Origin of the sequence: Serratia sp. T13T92 (assembly GCF_047530105.1) — a bacterium.
Lineage (GTDB): Bacteria > Pseudomonadota > Gammaproteobacteria > Enterobacterales > Enterobacteriaceae > Chania > Chania fonticola.
This window is the reverse complement of sequence record NZ_JBLJAK010000015.1, coordinates 17,009-42,011: the sequence shown is the minus strand read 5'-3', so window position 1 is coordinate 42,011 and position 25,003 is coordinate 17,009. Positions and strand designations below refer to the sequence as shown.

Genomic DNA, 25,003 nt, shown 5'->3' with positions numbered 1-25,003 from the left:
ACTTTGTCTGCTATCAATAAATGTGGCTTTCATTCGTAAATGAAAATTATTCACACGAAAAAAAAGCGCCCGTAGGCGCTTTCGATATAACATTTCGCTACCACCGTGGGGGGTGGATTAACCGATATATTCCAGGCCGCCCATGTAAGGACGCAACGCTTCTGGCACCTGAATACGGCCATCGGCCTGCTGGTAGTTTTCCAGCACGGCAACCAGAGTACGGCCTACGGCCAAGCCAGAGCCGTTCAGCGTGTGCACCAGGCGTGGCTTTTTCTCGGTTTTGCTGCGGCAACGAGCCTGCATACGACGTGCCTGGAAATCTCCCATATTGGAGCAGGAAGAGATCTCACGATAGGTGTTCTGCGCAGGCAGCCACACTTCCAGATCGTAGGTTTTGCAGGAACCAAAACCGATATCACCGGTGCACAGCAGCACTTTACGATATGGCAGGTTCAGCAGTTGCAGCACTTTCTCCGCATGGCCGGTCAACTCTTCCAGCGCATTCATCGAGTCTTCTGGGCGCACGATCTGGACCATTTCGACCTTGTCGAACTGGTGCATACGGATCAGGCCACGGGTGTCACGCCCGTAAGAACCGGCTTCTGAACGGAAGCATGGCGTATGTGCGGTCATCTTCAGCGGCAGATCTTCTTCATCGAGGATCTCGTCACGCACCAGGTTGGTGACTGGCACTTCCGCAGTTGGGATCAGCGCGTAGTTGCTGCTTTCTGATTCTTCTTCCAGCGGTTTGGTATGGAACAGATCTTCACCAAACTTCGGCAACTGACCCGTACCGTACAGCGTGGCATGGTTAACCAGATACGGCACGTAGGTTTCCAGATAGCCGTGCTGTTCCGTGTGCAGATCCAGCATGAACTGGGCCAACGCACGGTGCATGCGAGCCATTTGGCCTTTCATCACCACAAAACGCGCACCGGTCAGTTTCACCGCAGCGGCAAAGTCTAGCCCACCGGCCATTTCGCCCAGCTCAACGTGATCGCGTACCGGGAAATCGTACTGACGCGGTTCGCCCCAGCGGCAGATTTCCAGGTTTTCGCTATCGTCTTTACCGTCCGGCACCGCGTCATCCGGCACGTTTGGCATCACCAACGCGTAATCACGGATCTCGCTCTGCAGCTTATCCAGTGCGGCCTTGGCAGCATCCAGCTTGTCACCCAGTTCGTTCACTTCGCGACGCAGTGGCTCGATATCTTCACCGCGCGCTTTGGCCGCGCCGATGGATTTCGATCGGGAGTTACGTTCTGCCTGCAGTGTTTCAGTTTCTACCTGCAGAACCTTACGGCGCTCTTCTTGCGAACGCAGCAGATCCAGATCGAGTTTAAAGCCTCTGCGAGCCAGTTTTACGGCGACTGCGTCTAGCTCATTACGCAGCAGATTGGGATCGAGCATGCTAATCCTGTGCTTGTTGTTATTGAAAGAGAAATTATGTTTTATGCCGCAATGGTATAGCCGCATAAAAGAAGTGTGATACCCGCTAACCTTACCGCAACGGCAACGCTAGCGGTAGCGTTTTGTCTGGCTATTTTGATCCTGCTCAGCCAGCCATGCCAACTTTTCACCGATTTTACCTTCCAGCCCGCGCGAGGTTGGATGATAGTAGCGCGTGGTGGCCATTTCCGCCGGGAAATAGCTCTCTCCGGCCGCGTAGGCGTTGGGTTCGTCATGGGCATAGCGGTATTCTGCGCCCAGCCCCATTTCTTTCATCAGCTTGGTCGGTGCGTTACGCAGATGCTCCGGCACGTCATAGTCTGCCATCTCTTTGGCATCACGCATGGCGGCTTTAAAAGCGATATACACAGCGTTGCTTTTGGGGGCACAGGCCAGATAAACGATCGCCTGTGCGATAGCGCGTTCCCCTTCCGCAGGGCCTACGCGGGTGAAGCAATCCCAGGCGGCAATGGCCACCTGCATTCCGCGTGGATCGGCGTTGCCAACGTCTTCGGAGGCAATGGCCAGCAGGCGGCGCGCCACATACAGCGGATCGCCACCGGCGGTAATAATACGCGCATACCAGTACAAGGCGGCATCCGGTGCCGAACCACGCACGGATTTATGCAGTGCTGAAATCAGATCGTAATAGCGATCGCCTTTGTTATCGAAACGCGCACTGCGTTCACCAGAGACCTCTTTGAGCAACTCCGGGGTTAATACCCGCATGCCTTTGCCGTCGATTTCCGCCATATCGGCCATCATCTCTAGACTGTTCAAGGCGCGGCGAGCATCGCCACCCACCAGTTCCGACAGCATGCGCTTGGTTTCCGGCGGCAGCTCAATGTTTTGATCGCCAAAACCACGCGCCTTGTCTTCCATCGCCTGATCCAGCACCTGGCCGATGTCGTCCGCCGTTAGCGCTTTGAGTAGATACACCCGCGCGCGGGACAGCAACGCCGAGTTCAGCTCAAAGGAGGGGTTTTCCGTGGTGGCGCCGATAAAGGTAATGGTGCCGTCTTCGATATGTGGCAGGAAAGCATCCTGCTGGCTTTTATTGAAGCGGTGGACCTCGTCAACAAACAGGATGGTGCGGCGGCCTGCATCCCGGTTTTGCCGGGCGCGCTCAATGGCTTCGCGGATCTCCTTGATGCCGGAGGTTACCGCTGAGATACGCTCAACATCGGCCCGACCGTAGCGACCAATCAACTCTGCCAGCGTCGTTTTCCCGGTTCCCGGCGGCCCCCACAGGATCATCGAGTGCAACTGCCCCGCCTCGATGGCGCGTGGCAACGGCTTGCCCGGGGCCAGCAAATGCTGCTGGCCAATGTATTGCGCCAGCGTGGTTGGCCGCATACGCGCGGCCAGTGGCTGGAACTCATTGTGGGAAAAATCGAGTGACATGTTGCTCACGTAGACCTCACTGGCGCTGGTCGTCCAGCGTCACCCCCTTCGGTGGGGTAAATTTGAATTTGGCAGCATCAACGCTGCTGCTCTGCTGGCTCTTCAGCTGATAAGCGCTACGTTGGCCATCTTGCTCAACCGCGGCAAAGCTTTTGATGGTGCCGCTATTGGTCACGGTGATGGCAAACTGCTTCAGATTACCGCTGCTGGCCTTTGGCGTCAGTTCGAAATCATCGCCCTTCTGCTTCACGTTGTACTTTTTCCAGTCGTTAGCATCGTTACGGGTGATCAGCATAAACGGCGTATTGCCTGTGGCGTTCTTCAGCCAGGTGGCCGTCACCTGCTCAACGAACGGGTTGTAGAACCACAGGGTCTCGCCGTCCGAAACCAGCACGCTCTCATCCGGAGAGGTCATGTGCCAGTTAAACAGATTAGGGCGTTTTACCCATAATTCGCCTTCCCCTTGCTGCACTGCAGCACCGTCACTACTGGTGACCGATTGGGAGAAGCTGGCATGGAAACTGTTTACTTTCGCCAGACGACTTTGCAAATCTTGCGCAGCATCCGCCAACACGGAAGTAGACGCGAATCCCGAAAGCAGACAACAGGCAATCAACAGTTTTTTCATTATTCCAGATACCTTATGAAATGCGTTTACCGCAAACTGGGTCAATATAACCCTGAACACCTCCACTCTACCCGAAGCGCTCGACAGACAGCCAGAGCACTATTCCGATAAAGCAGGGGTTTACGCTTCTTTGCACAAGGGCCGCAAAGCGGCCCTTCAGATTGATAACAACGTGATAATGTTGCTGAGTTTGCAAGCTGATTATCTAACCGGGCGCAGCATGCAGCGCCCCTACGTTATAAGTCCGGTTAAGATTTGTCCGCATGGCAATCAGTCATGCCGCGGTGGGGCCAGCACCTCACGGTTACCGTTGTGCCCTTGCTCGCTGACAATGCCCTGCGCTTCCATCTGTTCGATGATACGCGCGGCGCGGTTGTAGCCGATACGGAACTGACGCTGTACACCGGAAATCGAGGCGCGGCGTTTATCCACCACGAACTCAACCGCCTGATCGAACAGCGGATCCAGCTCTTCGTCACCGTCCAGACCACCGCCTGCGCCACCCTCACCGTCTTCACCGGCGCTGAGAATGCCCTCTTTATACTGCGGCCGCTCACGCGCTTTCCAGTCTTTGACCACGGCATGAACTTCCTGATCGCGGACAAACGCCCCGTGCACACGCACCGGTATTGAAGAGTTCGGTGCCAGATACAGCATGTCCCCCATCCCCAGCAAGGATTCCGCTCCGCCCTGATCGAGAATGGTGCGGGAGTCGATCTTGCTCGATACGGTAAAGGCGATACGCGTCGGAATGTTGGCCTTGATCAAACCGGTGATCACGTCCACCGAAGGACGCTGGGTTGCCAGCACCAGGTGGATCCCCGCAGCACGCGCTTTCTGTGCCAGGCGAGCGATCAGCTCTTCAACCTTTTTGCCCACCGTCATGATCAGATCGGCAAATTCATCCACCATCACCACGATGTACGGCTCTTTTTCCAACACCGGCGGCGTGATATCCATGCTGTCGCTTGGCTTCCAGAACGGATCCGGGATTGGCCGGCCCATCGCCTCGGCCTGATCGACCCGCTCATTGTAGCCAGCCAGGTTACGAACCCCCAGGGCAGACATCAGCTTATAGCGGCGCTCCATCTCGGCCACGCACCAACGCAAGGCATTGGCGGCGTCTTTCATGTCGGTAACCACGTCTGTCAACAGGTGTGGGATGCCTTCATAAACCGACAGCTCCAGCATTTTCGGGTCGATCATGATAAAGCGCACTTCTTTCGGCGTGGCCTTATACAGGATGCTAAGGATCATGGCGTTGACCCCAACCGACTTACCGGAACCAGTAGTACCGGCCACCAGCAGATGCGGCATTTTAGCCAGATCGGCGACCACTGGCTGACCCGCAATATCTTTACCCAATACGATCGCCAGAGGCGATGGATTGTCGCGGAAGGCTGGGCAATCCAGCACTTCGCGCAGATACACGGTTTGCCGTTTGACGTTCGGTAATTCCAGGCCGACGTAAGGCTTACCCGGGATCACCTCCACCACACGTACGGCGGAAGTTGACAATGAACGGGCCAAATCGCGCGACAGGTTGGAGATACGCGCGGCCTTGACGCCAGGAGCCAAATCCAGTTCGAAGCGGGTAATGACCGGGCCAGGCAGAATATCGACCACGTCGGCCTTGACGCGGTAATCCGCCAGGCTGGCTTCCACCAGCCGCGCTTTCTGTTCCAGCGCAAAGGTATCGACCGGTTCGACCTCTTTCGGGGCCTCGGTCAACAGATCCAGCGTTGGCAGTGGCGTAGTCGGTTTCTGCAGCGGCATATCATTGCGCATCAGGAATGGATGGATCAGGCTGTCCATCGCTGGTGCTGGCGGTTGCTGCTGAACGGGTGGCTGATAAGTCTGTTGCGGCTGGTAACCAGGCGCAGGGTTGGTTTGCGGACGCGGTGCCTGATAAGCGGGCACCTCAGGCTCAAACTGCCCGAACGGCACATCGTCTTCCAACTCGCTTTCCTGCTCGATGCTATCCTCAAGCTGTGGCGACAGGGTAAACAGCGGCTCGGTTGGGCCGTCATCCACCAGATCTGCCATCGGTGAGAAACTGTAGGCCTGGCGAGTATCCACCGGACGAGTCACCGGAGCCGGTTCTGCTTCAGGCTGCGGTGCTTCTACGCCATAGCGTGCCTGTTGCTGCGCGGCAAATGCCTGACCGAGTTCGGCCTCACGCTGCGCATCTTCGTCATCTTGTTGTTCTTGCGAATACTCTTCGCCATAGCGCTGGCTTTGCTGTTCGGCAAAGGCCTGACGCAATGCGGCCTCTTGCAAGGCTTCATCTTGTTCCTGCGGATTGCTGACCAGTTCTGGCTGCAGTTCATCCCCACGGTTGCGCTGCTCCTGCTCCGCGATCCGCTGCGAAGGCAGCTTGATGCCGTAGGAGGCCAGCTCACGCCGGGTTGGAATACGCACCGGATTTGGCCGTGGCAGTTCCGGGCCGATGCCCTGCTTGATCTGCGAGCTTGCATCGCTAGTGGCAGTGAACGCTGGCATGAAGGTGTTGTTTACCACGCCAGCGGTCGCTGCGGCTGCGGCCGTTGCCGCTGGTTTCACGACCTCTCTGGCGCTGAAACCCGTTGAGCCAATGACATCGTCGCTATCCCGCTGGGCCGCAGAGAAATCAAACGGTGACGGCTCTGGTTTTGGCGTAACGGGGGTCTGCCAGTCACCCAGGCGCGGCTCATGTTCCTCACGATAAGGCTCCGTTACGTGCGTCGTTCTCGGTGCCGGGGTCTCTTCTGGCAGTTCAAACGAATACAGCGGCGGCGTGTCTTGTGGTTGCGCAGGAGTTAATGGATGCTGACTGATGGAAGCAGGCGCTGTCGGAGCCACGGTGACCGGAGCCTGAACGGCCGCTTTCGGCGTTACCGGGATATCGGTAACGACCGGCGCTGGCTCGGCAAGCGGGAGGTCATCATCGCTGGCACGCAATCCACTCAATAAAGGATCTGCGGCATCTTGCGCTTCTTCTTCGGCGGTTTCGGTCACGGAAGAGGCAGAGAACAACGCGTCGTCCTCATCTACTGCCGTAGCAGCAGGTGCCACAGGTTGGCCGCTTTCTTCGCGATCGTCGAACACGACATCGTCATCATCGTGATAGCGGTCTTCACGGCGTGAACGGTTAGTCATAAAGGTAGCGGCACCCAGCACGACACCACCAATCTTTTCCGCAATCACCAGCCATGACCAACCGGTGAACAGGGTCAGCCCCACCGCCCAAATGCCGAGCAGCGCCAAAGTGGCGCCAATGCCGTTAAACCACGGCAACATGGCATTGCTTAGCAGGCTGCCAATCACCCCGCCTGAAGCGAAGTAATAGAGATCGTCAACGTTCAACGCCGCCAGGCCACACGAGGTAAGCACCAGCGCCAATGTGCCGATCAAACGTAACGAGAGCCCAAAGAAATCGACGTAATCGCCGTTATCGCGCCGACGGTAACCCGACAGGCACAACACCAGCATAATCGGTGGGATCGCATAGGCAAGGACCCCAAAGGTGAAGAACAACGTGTCGGCCAACCATGCACCTACTCCGCCGCCCAGATTGTGGATAGGCTCATGCCAGGCAGTTTGCGACCAACTAGGATCGGAAGGATTGAAACTGACCAACGCAGCCATAAGGTAAACGGCAAAAATTGCCACCACGATCAACACAGCCTCGAGCAAACGCCGCCCACTGCTGAGTTTTTTCAGGGTAACTTCTTTATCTTCTGTGTATTCCTGGCTCAAGAAAGGCACTCCAGGTTCCTGTTGACGGATAGAGTAACGGCGCCGAGAAATTTCCCCGGCGCCAAAACTGTATGAATAAACAGGAGTGTAACGAATTTAATCAGGTTTTGCACCTGCACCTTACCGTGTTTTGATAACCAGACGGTTACTCTGTTTGACTTCTTCCATCACGACGTAAGTACGGGTGTCATTAACCCCCGGTAAACGCAACAGAGTTTCGCCCAACAGCTTACGGTAAGCTGACATATCTGGCACACGGGTTTTCAACAGATAGTCGAAATCACCGGAAACCAGATGACACTCCTGAATTTCTTCAAGTTTTTGCACCGCAGAGTTGAATTGCTCAAACACATCCGGCGCGCCACGGTTCAACGTGATTTCCACGAAGACCAGCAGGGAAGCATCCAGATAATGCGGGTTAAGCAATGCGGTATACCCATGAATAAAGCCTTGACGCTCAAGACGGCGCACACGCTCCAAACAAGGGGTTGGGGATAACCCCACGCGCTTTGAAAGTTCGACGTTCGAAATGCGCCCATCCTTCTGCAACTCATTGAGGATGTTGCGATCGATACGGTCGAGATCTTTACCCGGGCGTTTTTTAGTATCTACCATTATTATTGTCTCTCTTATGTTCTTCCCTGCACTTGCCACACCCTAGCCAACGTCAATGTGCAAGGATTTGTTCCAAGCGAAGACCCGATGCCAGTGTTAAGCGGTTCATCCCCCTGAGGGAACAGGATACGTAATACCAACCGCCCTTGTGCTTCGTCACTATTCGTCACTACCATCTTCCGCCGTTGCCCAGCCTGTCTGTCACCTCTGGGCAACGAATTCAAATGATTTACGTTCAGAAATCCATCAACTCCCGCCAGGGCAAACCCTCCCTCACCCATCGCGACCCGGCAATGTTCTGCCTGGGTGGCGAAAATGCCTACGATTTGCTGCTGGCACGGGGTTAATTTCTTCTTCCTATGATGTTTTCGCAAATGCGCAGCGGATTGTCAAAGTAAAAGAAGTAAAATCAGTAGAACGTACCGCAAGCAAAACTGAGCACCTGATTTTTTGTTAGGAATTTGCCCCATTCAAAACCGGGCAGTTACCCCCATAAACCCGGCAATAATCGCGTTTTTAGCCTATTGCTGTACAAAATTATCGCGTTCACTCCCCCGCTCTGCCGGGGGATAAAAACCCGGCTAATAGGCGCTGGTTATCAAACAAATCGGTAACAACATCCCCTGGCGCTTTTTTTACTGCCGCATTTTCCCTACAATCGGTTCCATTGTCCGCCATTGTGGGAAACGAGGTTATTCATGGGCACGGCTAAACATAGCAAATTATTGATCCTGGGCTCTGGCCCGGCTGGCTACACCGCAGCGGTTTATGCAGCGCGCGCGAACCTGAACCCGGTATTGATCACCGGTATGGAGCAAGGCGGTCAGCTGACCACCACCACCGAAGTCGAGAACTGGCCAGGCGATGCCGAAGGCTTGACCGGCCCGGCGCTGATGGAGCGGATGCGTGAGCACGCAGAAAAATTCGACACCGAGATCGTGTTTGACCATATCAACAGCGTCGATCTGCAGAACCGCCCTTTCCGCCTGTTGGGTGATAGCGGTGAATATACCTGCGATGCCTTGATTATCGCGACTGGCGCATCGGCCCGTTATTTAGGCCTGCCATCAGAAGAAGCTTTCAAGGGCAAAGGGGTCTCCGCCTGTGCTACCTGCGATGGTTTCTTCTATCGCAACCAGAAGGTCGCCGTGGTCGGTGGTGGCAACACCGCCGTGGAAGAAGCGCTGTATCTGTCAAACATCGCCTCTGAAGTTCACCTGGTGCACCGCCGCGACACTTTCCGCAGCGAAAAGATCCTGATCAATCGCCTGATGGAAAAAGTGAAAAACGGCAACATCATCCTGCATACGGACAGCACGCTGGACGAAGTGTTGGGCGATCAGATGGGCGTCACCGGGATGCGCTTACGCAGCACCAAAGACGCTGAGCAGACCAAAGAGTTAGAGCTTGCTGGCGTATTTATCGCGATCGGTCACAGCCCGAACACCGCAATCTTTGGCGGGCAGCTTGAGCTGGAAAACGGCTATATCAAGGTGCAGTCCGGTATTCACGGTAACGCGACCCAGACCTCCATTCCGGGCGTATTTGCCGCAGGTGACGTCATGGACCACATCTACCGCCAGGCGATCACCTCAGCCGGAACGGGATGTATGGCCGCACTGGACGCCGAACGCTATCTCGACGGTATCGCGCAGGCCGAGTGCAAATAACCCTTCAGCGATAAACGTTACCGAGGCGGCCGATTGGTCGCCTTATTTATTTCCAACCACGCCTACGCTGAAAGCGTGACTGCTGCCCGAATGATTAAACTGCTAGCTCACTACGTAGTGGGTACTACATGCTGCACCCATTTAGATAATCAATCGGTTAACTAGGAGCCTCTCTAGAAATTCAGCATCGTTGCCACTTTGCCATCAATCTCAGATTTATTTCACGTCTACCGAGTGACGAGGTAACATTAGCGTTCACTTGTCTTATTTCCCGCTGAGACAAACACTTTTTTAACAGTACGTTAACCAAGCCTGCTACAACAGGCATCGGCGACGCAGACTACCTGATGAAAAAAACCAGACAGCACCAGTTAACCCGTTGGCTCAAAACACAGAGTACGTTGGCGCAGCGTTGGCTGCGTTTATCCATGCTGTTAGGTCTGGCAAGCGGCATTTTGATCGTCGCCCAGGCCTGGCTGTTGGCCTCCCTGCTCCATGCGCTGATTATTGAACATCAGCCCCGTGGCGAACTGGTTTCGTCGTTTATCTGGTTGGCCGCCACCTTTGCCTTGCGCGCCTTCTTGAGCTGGCTGCGCGAACGGGTCGGCTTCATCTGCGGGCAGGTTATTCGCCAGCGTATGCGTGCGCAGGTGCTGGATAAGCTGCAACAGCTTGGCCCCGCCTGGATCCAGGGCAAGCCTGCCGGCAGCTGGGCCAGTATCATCGTTGAGCAGATTGAGGATATGCAGGATTACTATTCCCGCTATCTGCCACAGATGTATCTGGCCGTGTTTATTCCGGTGCTGATCCTGATCACCGTCTTCCCGATCAACTGGGCGGCCGGGTTTATCCTGCTGGCTACCGCCCCGCTGATCCCGCTGTTTATGGCGTTGGTCGGTATGGGGGCAGCCGATGCCAACCGCCGTAACTTTGTCGCGCTGGCAAGGCTCAGTGGCAATTTCCTCGATCGCCTGCGCGGCCTGGATACCCTGCGTCTGTTTAATCGCGGCCAGGCTGAAACCGACCACATTGCCAAATCCTCAGAAGATTTCCGCCAGCGCACCATGGAAGTGCTGCGTCTGGCCTTCCTCTCCTCCGCCGTGCTGGAGTTCTTCGCCTCGATTTCCATCGCCGTGGTGGCGGTCTATTTTGGCTTCTCCTACCTCGGTGAACTTAACTTTGGCAGCTATGGCATGGGCGTAACGCTGTTTGCCGGTTTTCTGGTGCTGATCCTGGCACCGGAGTTTTTCCAACCGCTGCGCGATCTGGGCGCCTTTTACCATGCCAAAGCCCAGGCAGTGGGCGCTGCTGAAGCGCTGGAAACCTTCCTGGCCGCCGAGGGCGAGCAAGTTGGCAATGGTGCTCAAACGCTAAATGACGAAGAACCACTGACCGTGCAGGCACAACAGTTGGAAATCCTCTCACCCAATGGCGTAGTGCTTGCAGGGCCGCTTAATTTTACCCTGCCAGCCAATCAGCGTATTGCCTTGGTCGGGCTTAGCGGTGCCGGGAAAAGCTCGTTGTTGAACCTGCTTCTGGGCTTCCTGCCCTACCGGGGCTCGTTGCTGATCAACGGTATCGAACTGCGCGAGCTGGCTGCGGTTAACTGGCGCCAGCAACTGGGCTGGGTGGGGCAAAACCCCCATCTGCCAGCTCAAACGCTGCGGGACAATATTCTGCTCGGCTATCCGCAGGCCAGCGAGGACCAATTGCAACAGGCAGTTGAACAGGCTTACGTCAGTGAATTCCTGCCGCATTTACCAAAAGGGTTGGCAACCGATCTGGGTGATGGCGCTGCCCGCCTTTCCGTTGGGCAAGCTCAGCGTGTGGCCGTAGCGCGAGCGCTGCTCAGCCCGCGCCGTTTGCTGTTACTGGATGAACCTGCGGCCAGCCTGGACGCTCACAGCGAGCGTTTGGTGATGCAGGCGCTGAATGCCGCCTCCCATCAGCAGACCACGCTGTTGGTCACGCACCAGTTGGAAGATACCGAAGATTATGACCAGATTTGGGTGATGGACAGCGGCAAAATCGTGCAGCAGGGCAACTACGCCACGCTCAGCACCCAGCCCGGTCTGTTTGCCAAACTGATTGCACACCGCAGCGGGGAGCTATAATCATGCGCGTTTTGCTGCCATTCCTGGCGTTATATCGTCGCCACACGTTTCTGATTTTACTGGGTATCGTGCTGGCTATCGTCACCCTGCTGGCCAGTATCGGCCTGCTGGCGCTGTCCGGCTGGTTCCTGGCTGCCTCTTCGCTGGCCGGGCTGGCGGGGTTGTATACCTTCAACTACATGCTGCCGGCCGCTGGCGTACGGGGTGCGGCAATCTTCCGTACCGCCGGGCGTTATGCAGAACGGGTCGTCAGCCATGACGCCACTTTCCGTGTGTTGTCCCATCTGCGGGTATTTACCTTCCGCAAGATCCTGCCGCTGTCACCGGGTGGTATTGCCCGCTTCCGTCAGGCTGAGCTGCTCAACCGCCTGGTTGCCGACGTCGATACGCTCGATCACCTCTACCTACGCGTTATTTCGCCGATGGTCAGCGCTGCGGTGGTGATTGTGGTGGTCACCTTCGGCCTCAGTTGGCTGGATGTGCCACTAGCCCTGACGCTGGGCGGAATTCTGTTATTACTGTTGCTGGCCGTTCCGCCGGTCTTCTATCGCGCAGGTAAGCCCATCGGGGAAGAGTTGACCCTGTTACGCAGCCAGTACCGCACCGACCTGACCGCCTGGCTCCAGGGGCAGGCCGAACTGGTGGTGTTTGGCGCGCTGGACGGTTTCCGGCATAAGCTCAACGCAACCGAACAGCGCTGGCAGAGCCGTCAGTGGCAACAGGCTTCGCTAGGGGGGATTGCTCAGGCGCTGATGATCCTGGCAAGTGGCCTCACCGTCACGCTATTAATGTGGCTAGCCGCCGCGGGGATCGGTGGCGATACTCAACCTGGGGCCCTGATTGCCCTGTTTGCCTTTGCCGCTCTGGCCTCTTTTGAAGCCATGATGCCCGTCGCCGCCGCGTTCCAACATCTGGGCCAGGTGATCGCTTCGGCGACCCGGGTCAAGCAGATCATTGATCAGCAACCGGAAGTCACCTTTCCTGCCAGCGGTCCAACCTCACAGCCGGGCGCAGAGTTGCAACTGAGCAAGGTGTCCTTCACCTATCCCGACCAGCCGCTGCCGGTGTTGAACAACGTGACGCTGAACATCGCCGCTGGTGAGCACATCGCGCTGTTGGGCCGTACCGGCTGTGGTAAATCGACTCTATTGCAATTGCTGACCCGCGCCTGGAATGCTGACAGCGGCCAAATCCTGCTCAACGGCCAACCACTGGCCAGCTATGATGAAGCTACGCTGCGCGCCATGACTACGGTCGTGAGCCAAAGGGTGCATATCTTCAGCAGTACCCTGCGTGAAAACCTGCGTATCGCCGCACCTGCGGCCAGCGATGAGGACTTGAACCTCGCACTGCAACAAGTCGGTCTGGATAAGCTGCTGGAAAATGAGGGGCTGAATGCCTGGCTGGGTGAAGGTGGCCGCCAGCTTTCCGGTGGTGAGCAACGCCGTCTGGGCATTGCCCGCGCCCTGCTGCATCAAGCCCCGCTATTACTGCTGGATGAGCCGACCGAGGGGCTGGATGCCGAGACGGAGCAACAGATCCTGGCCCTGCTGCGCCAGCATTGCCGCGGCAAGACGTTAATTCTGGTGACTCACAGACTCTATGGGCTGGAGCATTTCGATCGCATCTGCGTGATGGACGGCGGCAGTATCGTGGAACAAGGCAGCCACGCAGCGCTGATGCGCCAGCCTGGCCGTTACGCCCAATTCCGCCAACGTATCAGTAATGTATCGCTGTAAAACCGCCTGTGGGCGACGCTAAGAGGTTTTATGCGCATTGTTAAGCTGTCATCGCAGTCTGTAGCGTTTCCTTCACCAGAGACCGCCCTGCACGATCCTAACGGACTGCTGGCCATCGGTGGCGATTTAACGCCTGCTCGGCTGCTGGCAGCCTATGAACGCGGTATCTTCCCCTGGTATTCGCCTGGGGAAGCCATACTCTGGTGGTCACCGGACCCACGGGCGGTGCTGTTCCCAGCGCAATTCCATGTCAGCCGCAGCCTCAAGCGATTCCTGCGCAACCCGCCGTTCCGCATTACTCTCAATCATGATTTTGCCGCCGTGATCGCCGCATGCTCATACCGGCCCGATGAAGGCACCTGGATCGGCGAAGAGGTACAGCAAGCCTATTTACAATTGCATCACCTCGGGCACGCCCATTCCATTGAGGTGTGGCAAGGGGAAGAGCTGGTCGGCGGCCTGTACGGTGTCGCCCAGGGAGCGCTGTTCTGCGGTGAATCAATGTTTAGCCGCACTACCAACGCATCAAAGTGTGCTTTATGGGCGTTTTGCCGCCATTTTGCCGGTTATGGAGGAGAATTGGTTGACTGTCAGGTGCTTAACGCTCACACTGCCCGGCTTGGAGCGAGAGAAATTCCCCGCCGCCAATTTTTGCAGCAGTTGAGTAACCTTCAGCGCAGAGTGTTAGCGCCGGAATGCTGGACAGCGCAAGTCATACCCCCACAGCTGGTTGAACTGCCCTCCCAAACTGACTAATTTTGTGGAATCGGTGCATTGTTCACCGACACTCCTTTACATAATGTGGGTTTTTCGGCATTATCTTGCCGGTTAAAAACTAAGGTAGTTAGACCTAGAGGATTCGATGGCCAAAGAAGACAATATTGAAATGCAGGGCACCGTTCTTGATACGCTGCCGAACACCATGTTCCGTGTTGAATTGGAAAACGGGCACGTGGTTACCGCTCATATCTCCGGTAAAATGCGCAAAAACTATATCCGCATCCTGACGGGTGACAAAGTCACTGTAGAGCTGACCCCGTACGACCTGAGCAAAGGCCGCATTGTCTTCCGTAGCCGTTAATCGGCTCACCCGTCGCCAGCCACTGGCGACACCGAGGATGTGATCCCTCAAAAGAGCCCTTTCCGTTTACCCCCGCAGCAACGTTCTCCACCGAGTTGTGTTGGCGCAGGTAAACTGAGAGGGCTCACTCATTTTGTTGGAGGCGAATATTTTCGTCCCGACGGGCGCAGCATGCAGCGCCCCTACGCAGTTTAGTTCCGTAGTTAGTGACGTTTACGTATAAAAAAAGCGATGCCAAGGCATCGCTTTTTTATTACCGGTCTACCGCTTAGTGCACAGCACCTTCATCCGCTTTACGCTTCTGGGCGCTGAGGAAGTGGTAAGTCAGCTGTTTCTTGTCTGCGTCCAGCTCGACTTTCACCGAGCCGCCGTCAACCAGAGAACCAAACAGCAGTTCGTTGGCCAGCGGTTTTTTCAGGCTTTCCTGCATCACACGCGCCATTGGACGAGCGCCCATCGCACGGTCATAGCCTTTCACCGACAGCCAGTCACGCGCTTCGTCGCTCACTTCCATCGACACGCCCTTGGCATCCAGCTGTGCCTGCAGTTCGACGATAAACTTGTCGACCACCTGCTGGATCACCGCAGGAGACAGATGGTTGAACCAGATGACGTTGTCCAGACGGTTACGGAATTCTGGCGTAAACACCTTCTTGATCTCGTCCATCGCGTCGATGCTGTTGTCCTGTTCGATCAGGCCAATCGATTTGCGTTCGGTTTCACGTACCCCGGCGTTGGTGGTCATCACCAGGATCACGTTACGGAAGTCTGCTTTACGGCCGTTGTTATCGGTCAGCGTCCCGTTGTCCATCACCTGCAACAGCAGGTTGAACACGTCCGGGTGCGCTTTCTCGATTTCATCCAGCAGTACCACCGCGTGCGGATGTTTGATCACCGCATCGGTCAGCAGGCCGCCCTGATCGTAACCGACGTAGCCCGGAGGCGCGCCAATCAGACGGCTGACGGTATGACGTTCCATATATTCGGACATATCAAACCGCAGCAGTTCGATATCCAGCGCTTTCGCCAGCTGCACGGTAACCTCGGTTTTCCCAACCCCGGTCGGCCCGGCGAACAGGAAGGAACCCACAGGCTTGCGATCCTGGCCCAGACCGGCACGGCTCATCTTGATCGCTTCGGTCAGCGCCTCGATGGCAGGATCCTGTCCAAACACCAGCATTTTCAGGCGGTCGCTCAAGCTTCTCAGCACGTCGCGATCGCTGGCGGAGACGGTTTTTTCCGGGATACGCGCAATGCGTGCGACCACGGATTCGATATCCGCCACGTTGACCGTTTTCTTACGCTTGTTCACCGGCAGCAACCGGCTACGCGCACCAGCCTCATCGATCACGTCGATCGCCTTGTCCGGCAGATGACGGTCGTTGATGTATTTCACCGACAGCTCCACCGCAGCACGTACCGCTTTAGCGGTGTAACGCACGTCATGGTGCGCTTCGTACTTGGTTTTCAGACCGTTGATGATCTGAATGGTCTCTTCCGGCGTCGGCTCGGTAATGTCTATTTTCTGGAAGCGACGCGCCAGCGCACGGTCTTTTTCGAAAATATTGCTGAACTCCTGATAGGTGGTGGAACCAATCACCCGGATCTTGCCGCTCGACAGCAGCGGTTTGATCAGGTTGGCGGCATCCACTTGCCCACCGGAAGCCGCACCGGCACCGATGATGGTGTGAATTTCGTCGATAAACAGGATGCTGTTCTTATCCTGCTCCAGCTGTTTGAGCAGCGCCTTGAAGCGCTTTTCGAAGTCGCCACGGTATTTGGTGCCCGCCAGCAATGAGCCGATATCCAGCGAGTAGAGCGTGCAGTCTGCCATCACCTCTGGCACGTCGCCCTGCACAATCCTCCAGGCCAGCCCTTCGGCAATGGCGGTTTTACCTACGCCGGATTCCCCCACCAGCAGCGGGTTGTTTTTACGGCGGCGGCACAGCACCTGAATGGCGCGCTCCAGTTCACGGTCACGGCCAATCAGCGGATCGATACCGCCGACGCGGGCCAGTTGGTTGAGGTTGGTGGTGAAGTTTTCCATACGGTCTTCCCCTCCAGGCTGCTCTTCGTTTACCGGGTTTTCCGCATTAGGTGCCTGGCCCGGCTCATCTTTACGTGTACCATGTGAAATGAAGTTCACCACGTCCAGACGGCTGACGTCGTGTTTACGCAGCAGGTATGCCGCCTGGGACTCCTGTTCGCTGAAGATCGCCACCAACACGTTGGCACCGCTCACTTCGCTCCGGCCGGAGGACTGCACGTGGAATACCGCACGCTGCAGTACACGCTGGAAGCTGAGCGTCGGCTGGGTGTCGCGCTCCTCTTCGCTGGTGGGCAGCGTTGGTGTGGTTTGTTCGATAAAGGCTTCCAGCTCCTGGCGTAACGCAGCCAGATCCACCGTACAAGCCTCGAGCGCTTCGCGCGCGGCAGGGTTGCTGAGTAACGCCAGCAACAGGTGCTCCACGGTCATAAACTCATGTCTGTGCTCGCGCGCTCTGGCGAAAGCCATGTTGAGACTGAGTTCCAATTCTTGATTGAGCATAGGCACCTCCCCAATAGATTGCCTTTTCAGGCTTTTTCCAGCGTACAGAGCAACGGATGCTCATTCTCCCTTGCGTAACGGTTCACATGGACCACCTTGGTTTCTGCGACCTCGGCGGTGAATACACCGCAGATCGCCTTGCCTTGATAGTGGACCGTGAGCATCAGTTGCGTTGCACGTTCAATATCATAAGAAAAGAACTTTTGCAGAACGTCAATCACAAATTCCATCGGTGTGTAATCGTCGTTGTTAAGTATAACTTTATACATTGACGGCGGTTTTACCGCATCGATTTGTTTTTCTTCGGCCAAGTGTTCAATATTTAGCCAATCGTTGCTATTGCCCATTGCTGCTCATCTTCTCTGCCATGCCTCAGTATATGGGGCCATGTTCGGGTTATTCAAACGGGAGTATCAAGACTATTTTACCATCTTCGCGGTTAACGTGCCGCAGCACAACGCGATTAATCACCCTTATCGCAGCCACAATTTGTTACCAAACCATGTCAATAGCGTTAACTACTTCAAACTTTGGTGAACTGCCCGACGCGGTCATTGGCCGATCCCTTGACGTGTTGATCATTTGCTCTAGAGTGTAATTTTGTGAGTTGTTGGTCTTTTGACCAGTTGGTACTCACCTGGATCAGTTATTCATCTCATTTTAAAAATAGCATTGCGAGGGATGTAGCAGCATGGAGACGGGTACTGTTAAATGGTTCAATAACGCCAAAGGGTTCGGCTTTATCTGCCCGGAAGGCGGCGGTGAAGATATCTTCGCGCATTATTCAACAATTAAAATGGATGGCTACCGAACGTTGAAAGCGGGCCAACAGGTCAGGTTTGACGTACATCAAGGGCCGAAAGGGAACCACGCGAGCCTGATTATGCCGCTGGAAAGCGAGGCAATGGCCTAAACGCTCCCCTTCAGCCACTTCTGCACTGCCAACTCAAAATGCCAGCCGCCGTTCGACTGGCATTTTATTTTTGCTGTTACTCGCGCGCCAACGCATCAATCGGGTTCAATCGCGCAGCACTACGTGCCGGCAGATAGCCGAACACCACGCCAATACCGGTGGAACACAAGAACGCACTCAGCAAGGCCACCGGCGGGAAGCTGATCTGCCAGCCCGGCATCGCCAACTGCACCAGCAGGCCAATCGCGAACGATAGCGCTATCCCCAACGCGCCCCCCACCAGGCAGACCAGCACCGCCTCGATCAGGAACTGTTGCAGGACATCGCCAGAGCGCGCGCCCACCGCCATGCGAATGCCAATTTCACGCGTCCTTTCCGTTACCGAGACCAGCATGATATTCATCACCCCAATCCCACCAACCACCAGCGAAATCACCGCCACCAGGGTCAGGAACAGTTGCAGCGTACGGGTGGTTTTCTCCGCGGTTTGCACCAGGCTGTCCATGTTGTAGGTGAAGAAGTCTTTCTTGCCGTGGCGCAGCGTCAGCAACCGCGTCAACTGCTGTTCCGCTTCCTGGCTGTTATAACCCTCACGGATACGCACGGTGATCGAGTCAAAATAGTCGTTACCCATCAGGCGATTGGCCATCGTGCTATAGGGCACCCATACGCTCAGCGCCTTGCTGCTGCCGAACATCGACTGCTTTTCCTGCGCCACACCCACTACCGTGGCTGGCATATTGCCGATCAGGATCACCTCACCCACCACGTTTTTTTTATGCGGGAACAGCCGCCGTTGGGTATTGGCGTCGATCACCACCACCTGCGCCTGGGATTGCACCTGGAGGGTATCGATACCGACCCCCTGGGAAAGCGTCATGCCGTAAACTCGAAAATATTGTTCACTGACACCCGCGACGTTGGCGGCCACATCAATATTGCCAAACCGTAGCCGCATGCTGCTGCTGATATTCGGCGAAAGCGCACTGACATAAGGCTGCTCACGCAACGCGCTTAGATCGCCATACTTCAACGCCTGGCGGAAGCTGGGATCATCGTCTCCAAAGTCTTTACCGGGATAGATGTCCACGGTGTTGGTGCCGATGGATTTGATGTCTGCCAGGATCATCTGTTTGGCCGCGTCGCCGATCACCAGGATCGAGACCACCGAGGCAATGCCGATGATGATCCCCAGCATGGTTAACGCCGTGCGCATCTTGTTGGCTGCCATAGCACGCCAAGCCATGACCAACGCTTCACGGAAACGGCCAGCCATCTGCTGCCAGGAAGGCGCTGGCGTGGCCATATCCAGCATTTTGGCCTGCGGGTTACCCTGCGCCTGTGGCCGAGAGTCGGCGATGATTTCACCGTCGCGGATCTCGATAATCCGCTCCGCCTGCTGTGCTACCGCCGGATCGTGCGTGACAATAATCACGGTGTGCCCCTGCTCGCGCAGTTGCTTGAGGATCGTCATCACCTCTTCACCGGAATGGCTGTCGAGCGCACCGGTCGGTTCATCCGCCAGGATCACCTGACCACCGTTCATCAAAGCCCGCGCAATACTGACACGCTGCTGCTGCCCGCCCGAAAGCTGGCTTGGCCGGTAGGTGATACGTTCCCCCAACCCCAGACGTTGCAACAAGGCCGCCGCCCTTTCGCGCCGTGCTGCCTTGCTCAGCCCGGCATAAACCGCAGGCACCTCCACGTTATGCGCCGCACTTAGATGGGGTAGCAGATGATAACGCTGGAAGATAAAGCCAAAGTGCTCGCGCCGCAGCTGGGCCAGCGCATCGCCATCAAGCGTTGCCACATCCTGCCCAGCTACGCGGTAAGTCCCGGCGCTGGGCTTGTCCAGGCAGCCAAGAATGTTCATCAGCGTCGATTTACCGGAGCCTGAAGCCCCCATAATCGCCACCATCTCACCGGCATCAATGCGCAGACTGACGTTTTTCAGCACGTCTATGGTCTGATCGCCGGAGAGATAGCTGCGCCGGATATCACTCAGTTCTAACAGTGCCGTCATCAGCTGGCCTCCGCGCCGCCGCGGCTGACAATCACTTCTTCACCGGCCTGCAACCCGCTGACAATCTGTACATCCACATTGTTGCGAATGCCGATCGTGACTTCCCGCTTCTCTTCCTTGCCCTGTTTCAGCACCGAAATGTGGTAACGGTTATCGGCGATCTGATCCCCCAATGCCGCCAGCGGGATCACCAGCGCATCGCTGACGCCAGCCAGCTGAATATGCACCTGTGCGGTCATTTGCAGACGCAGCAAGCCCTGTGGGTTTGGCACTTCGAAACGCGCGTAATAGAAAATAGCGTTGTTGACCTTCTCTGGCGTGGGCTGAATGTCTTTCAGCTCGCCGTCAAAACGTTTGCTCGGATCGCCCAGCACGGTAAACCAGGCTTTCAATCCCGGCTTGAGGTGGATCACGTCCGCCTCGGAAACCTGGGCCTTCACCATCATGCTACTCATGTCTGCCAACGTCAGAATGTTGGGCGCTTGCTGCGCGGCAATCACCGTCTGGCCCTGCAAGGTGGTGATCTGAACCACATCACCGTCCATCGGCGCTTCGATACGGGTATAAGCAAGATTGATCTTGGCGGTATCCAGGCTGGCCTGATTTTTGGCGATCTGCGCTCTGGTGGTTTCAACCTGCGCTTTTTTTACCGCCAGCTCAGTGGTGAATTTATCCAAATCCTGGCGCGACACCGCCTGCACCTTGGCTAGTTCGCGGTTACGCTGCAAGGTCACCGCCGCCAGTTGTTGCTCTGCCAAAGCCTGTTGCAGCTGGGCTTGCAGTTGCTGCAGCGTGGCTTCGCCTTCGCGAATGCTGTTTTGTGCCTGTTCGGGATCGATAATGCCGAGCAGTTGGCCTTTTTGCACCTTATCGCCAATCTCGACCTTCAGGCTCTCCAACTGTCCGCTGACCTGAGCCCCCACATCAACCTTACGCACCGCATCCAGTTGGCCGGTTGCCAATACGCTTTGCTCCAGATCGCGTTTAGCGACCTTGACGGTCTTAAACTCCACCGGAGCCGGATGGCTAAAGTGCCAATAAGCCACAACGGCAAGCACCACCAGAACGGCGCACACCAGCACCCCGCGTTTCTTACTTTTGAATAACCACGTCAATGTTTGTTCCTACCTGTTTCCTGTCATTCTCAGGCTGCCAACCATGGCAACCCAAGTAAATTAGCATGTTGCGTTTCCGATAACTAAACCCAGGCTCAACGTATTTCGAGCAATGCAATTTTGCCCTGCCGTATTGAACTCCTGTTTAGTGAAACCTTGATGAAATAGTCTTTTAGACACAAACCAGGATTTCATCATGTCTCAGCTCAGCTATCCACTCATATCGGCCAAACCGGCCAGCCAACTGATGACGGCACTGATCAACGGCGAGAAAGTGCCCAGCAATGCCTGGAAAAAAACGTCATTCCGCCTTAAGTTTCTTGGCCGTTCGCTGCTCTGCTGGCCCACGACTAGCAGCCTGCTCAATACGCTGGCCGCCAACCCGCTGCTGGATGAGATTTTAACCGCACAGCCCAATCTGCCCTGCAAGCTGCATCGCCCCTATCTGGCGAACAACATGAGCCGCATTGACCGTCTGTTTGCCCTGCGCGATCACTACGATCTGCTCGCCCAACGCATGCCGCTGAAGATGCACCTCGGCCAACTGGGTAGCCATCCCTTTACCTTAAGCCGCGCACAGGACAAAAATGGTGAGCACATCTGCCTGCAACTGGCCTCTCTGGACCACTTGAATAAAGAGGGTGAAACGACCCTGCTGTTGCGCAATAGCCAAGGGGTCATGCTGGCTGAAATGACCTTCACCTTGATGAATTACCAGCAACAACCCACGTTATTTATCGGCGGTATGCAAGGCGCCAATTCCACGGTGCCGCACGCTGAGATCCAGAATACGACCAAAGCCTGCCACGGCCTGTTTCCAAAACGCCTGGTGTTGGAAGGCATTTGCCACCTGGCCCAACAGTTGGGTATCCGGCAGTTGATCGCGGTAGGCAACACCACCCATATTTACCAAAACTGGCGTTACCACCACAAAAAGAAAAGTCAGCTGCATGCTGATTACGATCAGTTCTGGCTTTCCATGGGCGGCAAGCAGCTCGATAACGGCTATTTCCTGTTACCCGAGCGCATTGGCCGCAAGCCGATGGAAACCATCGCCAGCAAAAAACGCGCGGAATATCGTCGCCGTTACCAGTTACTGGATGAGCTCCAACAGGGGATTAGCAAACACTTTTCTTAATCCGCCCTGCCCCGCGCCAGCCACATCACGCGGGAGAACATTTTCTTCAACAACGGGGGCACCGAGTCGGTGCCCCACACCCCGGCCTGCATGGCCACCTCAATCGCCAGATCGGGTTTTGAAGTGTGATGCACCGCTTTGATGATCACCTTACGCACCGGCATCTGTACCTTTAGCGGTACCGAAGCCACCCGGTGATAGACCGAGCTGAATCCCTCCCGATACATGAAATGCTCCATATCCGGCGCAGGTAGCGCGGTCAAACGATCGCGCTCGTTATCTTCGTGATTATCCAGCATACTGCGCACGGCATTGGCATATTTCTTCCCGGCTTCGTCACCATCTACCAGGGCGTGCCATTCAATGCCCATGCGCCGGGCAAACTTCAGCAAGGGTTTCAGCCCGCATTGGGCAAACTCGATCACCCTTACGCCTTCGGACTCGAAACGATAGCCACACTGGCGCGCCAGCTCGTTGAGCAACCAGACTTCGGTTTCCCCTTCCACCAGCAGCCAGCAGCGGGCAAACAGCGAGGCCGGCCGGTTAAAGCGGATGTGGAACGCAATGCGCCGCCCGTCCTCCGCACTTAGCCCCTTTGGCCCAAGGCGATAGGTGGCAACCCGAGCCGATTCGCGCACCAGGCGGCAAATATGCTCCACCGGCACCAGCGACACCAGCTCGCTGGAGTTGGTGGTGGTAATACGCTGCAACGGCATCTGGTTGAGTAACCCCCAGGCTACCGACAGCATGATGGGATGCAGGCGCGTTTCCGGGTCTTCTACCAACAATAATGGCCGGGCATGGGGATCGAGTTTTACGTTGCCCTTAGCCTGCAGCAGCGTAGAGAACATCCCCAGCAGGATCAATCGCATGCTGCGGCTGTTAGGTTCGGCAATCATGCGGTTGATGCTATCTAGCGATCGCCACGCCTGTTGTTCCGGCGGCTGACGATGGCGGCGAGGCCCGGCAATCTGCGAACCTTGCTCGGCAAAATAGTGTTCCAGCAGCTGCTGCATCGCCGCCAGCCCCTGCCGTAGTTCGGCATTGGTCAGCTTTTGCGGGTTGCGCACCAGTTCACGCGTCAGTTGATCCAACTGCTGTGCCAGGGCTTCGTTATCGGCAGGGAGGCGATCGCTGAGTGAGCTGGGCCGCAGGCGGCGGATAAAGCGAGCATCACGCAGCCGCAGCACTGGATGAATACGGATCAGGGCGTGTACCAGTTGATCGATATGGTGTAGGTGCAAGGCGTTGCCATCGGCATCAAGAAAACGCCGCCAGGTGCATACCGTGCCATCATCGTCTAATTCCCCCTCGCAGCAGTAGTGAATGCGGCTCAGGCTATCTTCCCCCTTCGACCACAGAGGTGAAAGATGGCGATAGCGCGGCAGATGCGCATGGCCGGTATCCTTTTCACAAAAGGTAAAGATAATCTGCAAATGACGATCTTTGGCCGCCTCGTCGCCAGGTGGGAAGTAGAAATCTTTGGCTTAAAAGCGGTACAGCGTCTGTTCGGGGGCCAGCAAAAAGGTCATGGCGTCCAGCAGGCTGGACTTGCCCCAGGCATTTTCCCCGAGTAGCACGGTATTATCATCCAACGTCAGTGAAAGCCGGTTGATACCGCGGAATCCTACAATCTCAATACGCTCCAGGTACATCTGCTGACTCCTTTATTCGCCTGATACCTTGAGGATGAGCAATAAAGCCATTACAGGTCAAGCAGACATTGCCACAGCGTGCTGCAAACCACGTAAATACGCCACTTTACTCCTTAGCCCATTTTGGTTAGCGTGTTAGGTTTGCCGCATTATCCCAACTTAAAGGACGCTAGTTTCACATGTATTCAGGACTGCTGATTATACTGATACCGCTGATCGTCGGTTATCTTGTCCCCTTGCGTAGCGTCACCTTGATCCGGGCCATTAACCGCCTGCTGAGCTGGATGGTGTATGTGATCCTGTTCATTATGGGGATCAGCCTGGCATTCCTGGAAAACCTCAGCAGCAACCTGATGCTGATCTTTCAGTACACCCTGGTGTTTTTTCTGTGCATTTTCTGCGCCAATCTTCTGTGGTTATCGCTGTTTGAACGCCGCCGCCCCTGGCACAGTACCCACAAGCAAGAAACGTTGCCCTCACGCCTGCATATGGCATTGGAATCCCTGAAGCTTTGTGGGGTGGTAGTGGGTGGCTTTGCCTTGGGTCTCACCCAGTGGCACTGGCTGCAATATGCCGGTCAAGGCAGTGAATACGCCCTACTGTTTCTGCTGCTTCTGGTAGGCGCACAGCTACGCAACAGTGGGATGACGCTGCGCCAGATTGCCCTCAATCGCCGTGGCATGATGGTCGCAGTGGTGGTGGCGCTCAGTTCGCTGGCGGGCGGTGCAGTGGCAGCACTGCTGCTGGGGCTGCCGCTGAAAGCCGGTTTGGCGATGGCTTCGGGTTTTGGCTGGTACTCCCTTTCCGGCATCCTGATCACCGACGCCTATGGCCCAGTGATGGGCAGTGCCGCCTTCTTCAACGATCTGGCTCGTGAGCTGGTGGCAATAATGCTGCTCCCTACGCTGGTGCGCCGTAGCCGCTCCTCTGCGTTGGGTTTATGTGGTGCCACTTCGATGGATTTCACACTGCCGGTTCTGCAACGCAGCGGCGGGATAGAAATGGTGCCTCCCGCCATCGTGCACGGATTCTTGCTGAGCCTGTTGGCTCCGGTGTTAATCGCCCTGTTCTCCTGATATCCACGGGCGCGGCTCGCCGCGCCTGCTGATCAAAGCGTAATAATTCCCATCCGCACGCCAACTTGTTCTAAATCAAACTTTGTTAAAGTTGTAT

18 protein-coding genes and 1 pseudogene are annotated in these 25,003 nt (G+C 56.1%); 9 read left to right on the top strand and 10 right to left on the bottom strand.

Going from position 1 to position 25,003, the window contains the following annotated elements; all coding sequences use genetic code 11:
- Positions 1–117: 117 nt before the first annotated feature.
- The 5 genes from serS to lrp form a co-directional block, all read right to left on the bottom strand.
- A complete protein-coding gene (serS, locus tag ACMV5I_RS15515) occupies positions 118–1,410 on the bottom strand; it encodes a serine--tRNA ligase (RefSeq protein WP_046808139.1) in 1,293 nt (430 codons plus the stop codon).
- Positions 1,411–1,518: 108 nt separating this feature from the next.
- Positions 1,519–2,862 (bottom strand): replication-associated recombination protein A, encoded by a 1,344-nt coding sequence (locus tag ACMV5I_RS15510; protein WP_261461340.1) that lies wholly within the window; start codon positions 2,860–2,862, stop codon positions 1,519–1,521.
- Positions 2,863–2,869: 7 nt separating this feature from the next.
- Entirely contained in the window at positions 2,870–3,481 is a 612-nt protein-coding gene (gene lolA, locus ACMV5I_RS15505; RefSeq protein WP_024485997.1) for an outer membrane lipoprotein chaperone LolA, read from the bottom strand.
- Positions 3,482–3,751: 270 nt separating this feature from the next.
- Positions 3,752–7,219: a DNA translocase FtsK 4TM domain-containing protein gene (locus ACMV5I_RS15500; protein WP_414824759.1), complete on the bottom strand. Its 3,468-nt coding sequence runs from the start codon at positions 7,217–7,219 to the stop codon at positions 3,752–3,754.
- 120 nt (positions 7,220–7,339) lie between these two features.
- A complete protein-coding gene (lrp, locus tag ACMV5I_RS15495; protein ID WP_021804943.1) occupies positions 7,340–7,834 on the bottom strand; it encodes a leucine-responsive transcriptional regulator Lrp in 495 nt (164 codons plus the stop codon).
- 224 nt (positions 7,835–8,058) lie between these two features.
- Between lrp and ACMV5I_RS15490 the strand changes: the two genes are divergently transcribed.
- The 6 genes from ACMV5I_RS15490 (at position 8,059) to infA (ending at position 14,438) form a co-directional block, all read left to right on the top strand.
- Positions 8,059–8,181: a hypothetical protein gene (locus ACMV5I_RS15490; RefSeq protein ID WP_255417737.1), complete on the top strand. Its 123-nt coding sequence runs from the start codon at positions 8,059–8,061 to the stop codon at positions 8,179–8,181.
- Positions 8,182–8,532: 351 nt separating this feature from the next.
- The gene (gene trxB, locus ACMV5I_RS15485; protein ID WP_024485999.1) at positions 8,533–9,504 is read left to right on the top strand and encodes a thioredoxin-disulfide reductase; all 972 of its coding nucleotides are present in this window, start codon (positions 8,533–8,535) and stop codon (positions 9,502–9,504) included.
- A gap of 347 nt (positions 9,505–9,851) precedes the next feature.
- Entirely contained in the window at positions 9,852–11,618 is a 1,767-nt protein-coding gene (cydD, locus tag ACMV5I_RS15480; protein WP_414824758.1) for a heme ABC transporter permease/ATP-binding protein CydD, read from the top strand.
- Positions 11,619–11,620: 2 nt separating this feature from the next.
- Positions 11,621–13,357 carry a heme ABC transporter ATP-binding protein/permease CydC gene (gene cydC / locus ACMV5I_RS15475; RefSeq protein ID WP_121606458.1) on the top strand — a complete coding sequence of 579 codons (1,737 nt, stop codon included), beginning with the start codon at positions 11,621–11,623 and terminating at the stop codon, positions 13,355–13,357.
- Between the two features lie 30 nt (positions 13,358–13,387).
- Positions 13,388–14,113: a leucyl/phenylalanyl-tRNA--protein transferase gene (gene aat, locus ACMV5I_RS15470; protein ID WP_121606457.1), complete on the top strand. Its 726-nt coding sequence runs from the start codon at positions 13,388–13,390 to the stop codon at positions 14,111–14,113.
- A gap of 106 nt (positions 14,114–14,219) precedes the next feature.
- The gene (infA, locus tag ACMV5I_RS15465) at positions 14,220–14,438 is read left to right on the top strand and encodes a translation initiation factor IF-1 (RefSeq protein WP_002211347.1); all 219 of its coding nucleotides are present in this window, start codon (positions 14,220–14,222) and stop codon (positions 14,436–14,438) included.
- A 268-nt stretch (positions 14,439–14,706) separates the two neighbouring features.
- Here the strand turns inward: infA and clpA are convergent, their stop codons facing one another.
- Positions 14,707–16,986: an ATP-dependent Clp protease ATP-binding subunit ClpA gene (gene clpA, locus ACMV5I_RS15460; RefSeq protein ID WP_024529873.1), complete on the bottom strand. Its 2,280-nt coding sequence runs from the start codon at positions 16,984–16,986 to the stop codon at positions 14,707–14,709.
- A gap of 26 nt (positions 16,987–17,012) precedes the next feature.
- Entirely contained in the window at positions 17,013–17,333 is a 321-nt protein-coding gene (gene clpS / locus ACMV5I_RS15455; protein WP_021804950.1) for an ATP-dependent Clp protease adapter ClpS, read from the bottom strand.
- A gap of 344 nt (positions 17,334–17,677) precedes the next feature.
- Here clpS and cspD point away from each other — a divergent pair, with 344 nt between their 5' ends.
- Positions 17,678–17,899 carry a cold shock-like protein CspD gene (gene cspD, locus ACMV5I_RS15450; protein ID WP_021804952.1) on the top strand — a complete coding sequence of 74 codons (222 nt, stop codon included), beginning with the start codon at positions 17,678–17,680 and terminating at the stop codon, positions 17,897–17,899.
- A gap of 76 nt (positions 17,900–17,975) precedes the next feature.
- Here cspD and macB read toward each other — a convergent pair whose 3' ends face one another.
- A complete protein-coding gene (macB, locus tag ACMV5I_RS15445; RefSeq protein ID WP_414824757.1) occupies positions 17,976–19,922 on the bottom strand; it encodes a macrolide ABC transporter ATP-binding protein/permease MacB in 1,947 nt (648 codons plus the stop codon).
- Positions 19,922–21,037: a macrolide transporter subunit MacA gene (gene macA / locus ACMV5I_RS15440; protein ID WP_141131812.1), complete on the bottom strand. Its 1,116-nt coding sequence runs from the start codon at positions 21,035–21,037 to the stop codon at positions 19,922–19,924. The genes macB and macA overlap by 1 nt, the downstream gene beginning before the upstream one ends.
- A gap of 196 nt (positions 21,038–21,233) precedes the next feature.
- Here macA and ACMV5I_RS15435 point away from each other — a divergent pair, with 196 nt between their 5' ends.
- Complete coding sequence (locus ACMV5I_RS15435) at positions 21,234–22,175, top strand: VirK/YbjX family protein (RefSeq protein WP_174333480.1); 942 nt, start codon at positions 21,234–21,236, stop codon at positions 22,173–22,175.
- Here the strand turns inward: ACMV5I_RS15435 and ACMV5I_RS15430 are convergent.
- Positions 22,172–23,830, bottom strand: a pseudogene (locus ACMV5I_RS15430) (ATP-dependent endonuclease). The gene ACMV5I_RS15435 and the pseudogene ACMV5I_RS15430 overlap by 4 nt on opposite strands.
- A gap of 179 nt (positions 23,831–24,009) precedes the next feature.
- Between ACMV5I_RS15430 and ACMV5I_RS15425 the strand changes: the two are divergent.
- Positions 24,010–24,906: a lysine exporter LysO family protein gene (locus ACMV5I_RS15425; protein ID WP_024486521.1), complete on the top strand. Its 897-nt coding sequence runs from the start codon at positions 24,010–24,012 to the stop codon at positions 24,904–24,906.
- Positions 24,907–25,003: the final 97 nt, after the last annotated feature.

Excerpts from the sequence above, each read along its gene's own strand:
- ACMV5I_RS15425 (WP_024486521.1), top strand. The coding sequence starts at position 24,010 with ATGTATTCAGGACTGCTGATTATACTGATACCGCTGATCGTCGGTTAT.
- infA (WP_002211347.1), top strand. The coding sequence starts at position 14,220 with ATGGCCAAAGAAGACAATATTGAAATGCAGGGCACCGTTCTTGATACG.
- ACMV5I_RS15435 (WP_174333480.1), top strand. The coding sequence starts at position 21,234 with ATGTCTCAGCTCAGCTATCCACTCATATCGGCCAAACCGGCCAGCCAA.
- lrp (WP_021804943.1), bottom strand. The coding sequence starts at position 7,834 with ATGGTAGATACTAAAAAACGCCCGGGTAAAGATCTCGACCGTATCGAT.
- serS (WP_046808139.1), bottom strand. The coding sequence starts at position 1,410 with ATGCTCGATCCCAATCTGCTGCGTAATGAGCTAGACGCAGTCGCCGTA.
- clpS (WP_021804950.1), bottom strand. The coding sequence starts at position 17,333 with ATGGGCAATAGCAACGATTGGCTAAATATTGAACACTTGGCCGAAGAA.
- trxB (WP_024485999.1), top strand. The coding sequence starts at position 8,533 with ATGGGCACGGCTAAACATAGCAAATTATTGATCCTGGGCTCTGGCCCG.
- lolA (WP_024485997.1), bottom strand. The coding sequence starts at position 3,481 with ATGAAAAAACTGTTGATTGCCTGTTGTCTGCTTTCGGGATTCGCGTCT.
- aat (WP_121606457.1), top strand. The coding sequence starts at position 13,388 with ATGCGCATTGTTAAGCTGTCATCGCAGTCTGTAGCGTTTCCTTCACCA.
- ACMV5I_RS15490 (WP_255417737.1), top strand. The coding sequence starts at position 8,059 with ATGATTTACGTTCAGAAATCCATCAACTCCCGCCAGGGCAAACCCTCC.
- cydD (WP_414824758.1), top strand. The coding sequence starts at position 9,852 with ATGAAAAAAACCAGACAGCACCAGTTAACCCGTTGGCTCAAAACACAG.
- cydC (WP_121606458.1), top strand. The coding sequence starts at position 11,621 with ATGCGCGTTTTGCTGCCATTCCTGGCGTTATATCGTCGCCACACGTTT.
- cspD (WP_021804952.1), top strand. The coding sequence starts at position 17,678 with ATGGAGACGGGTACTGTTAAATGGTTCAATAACGCCAAAGGGTTCGGC.
- clpA (WP_024529873.1), bottom strand. The coding sequence starts at position 16,986 with ATGCTCAATCAAGAATTGGAACTCAGTCTCAACATGGCTTTCGCCAGA.
- macB (WP_414824757.1), bottom strand. The coding sequence starts at position 19,922 with ATGACGGCACTGTTAGAACTGAGTGATATCCGGCGCAGCTATCTCTCC.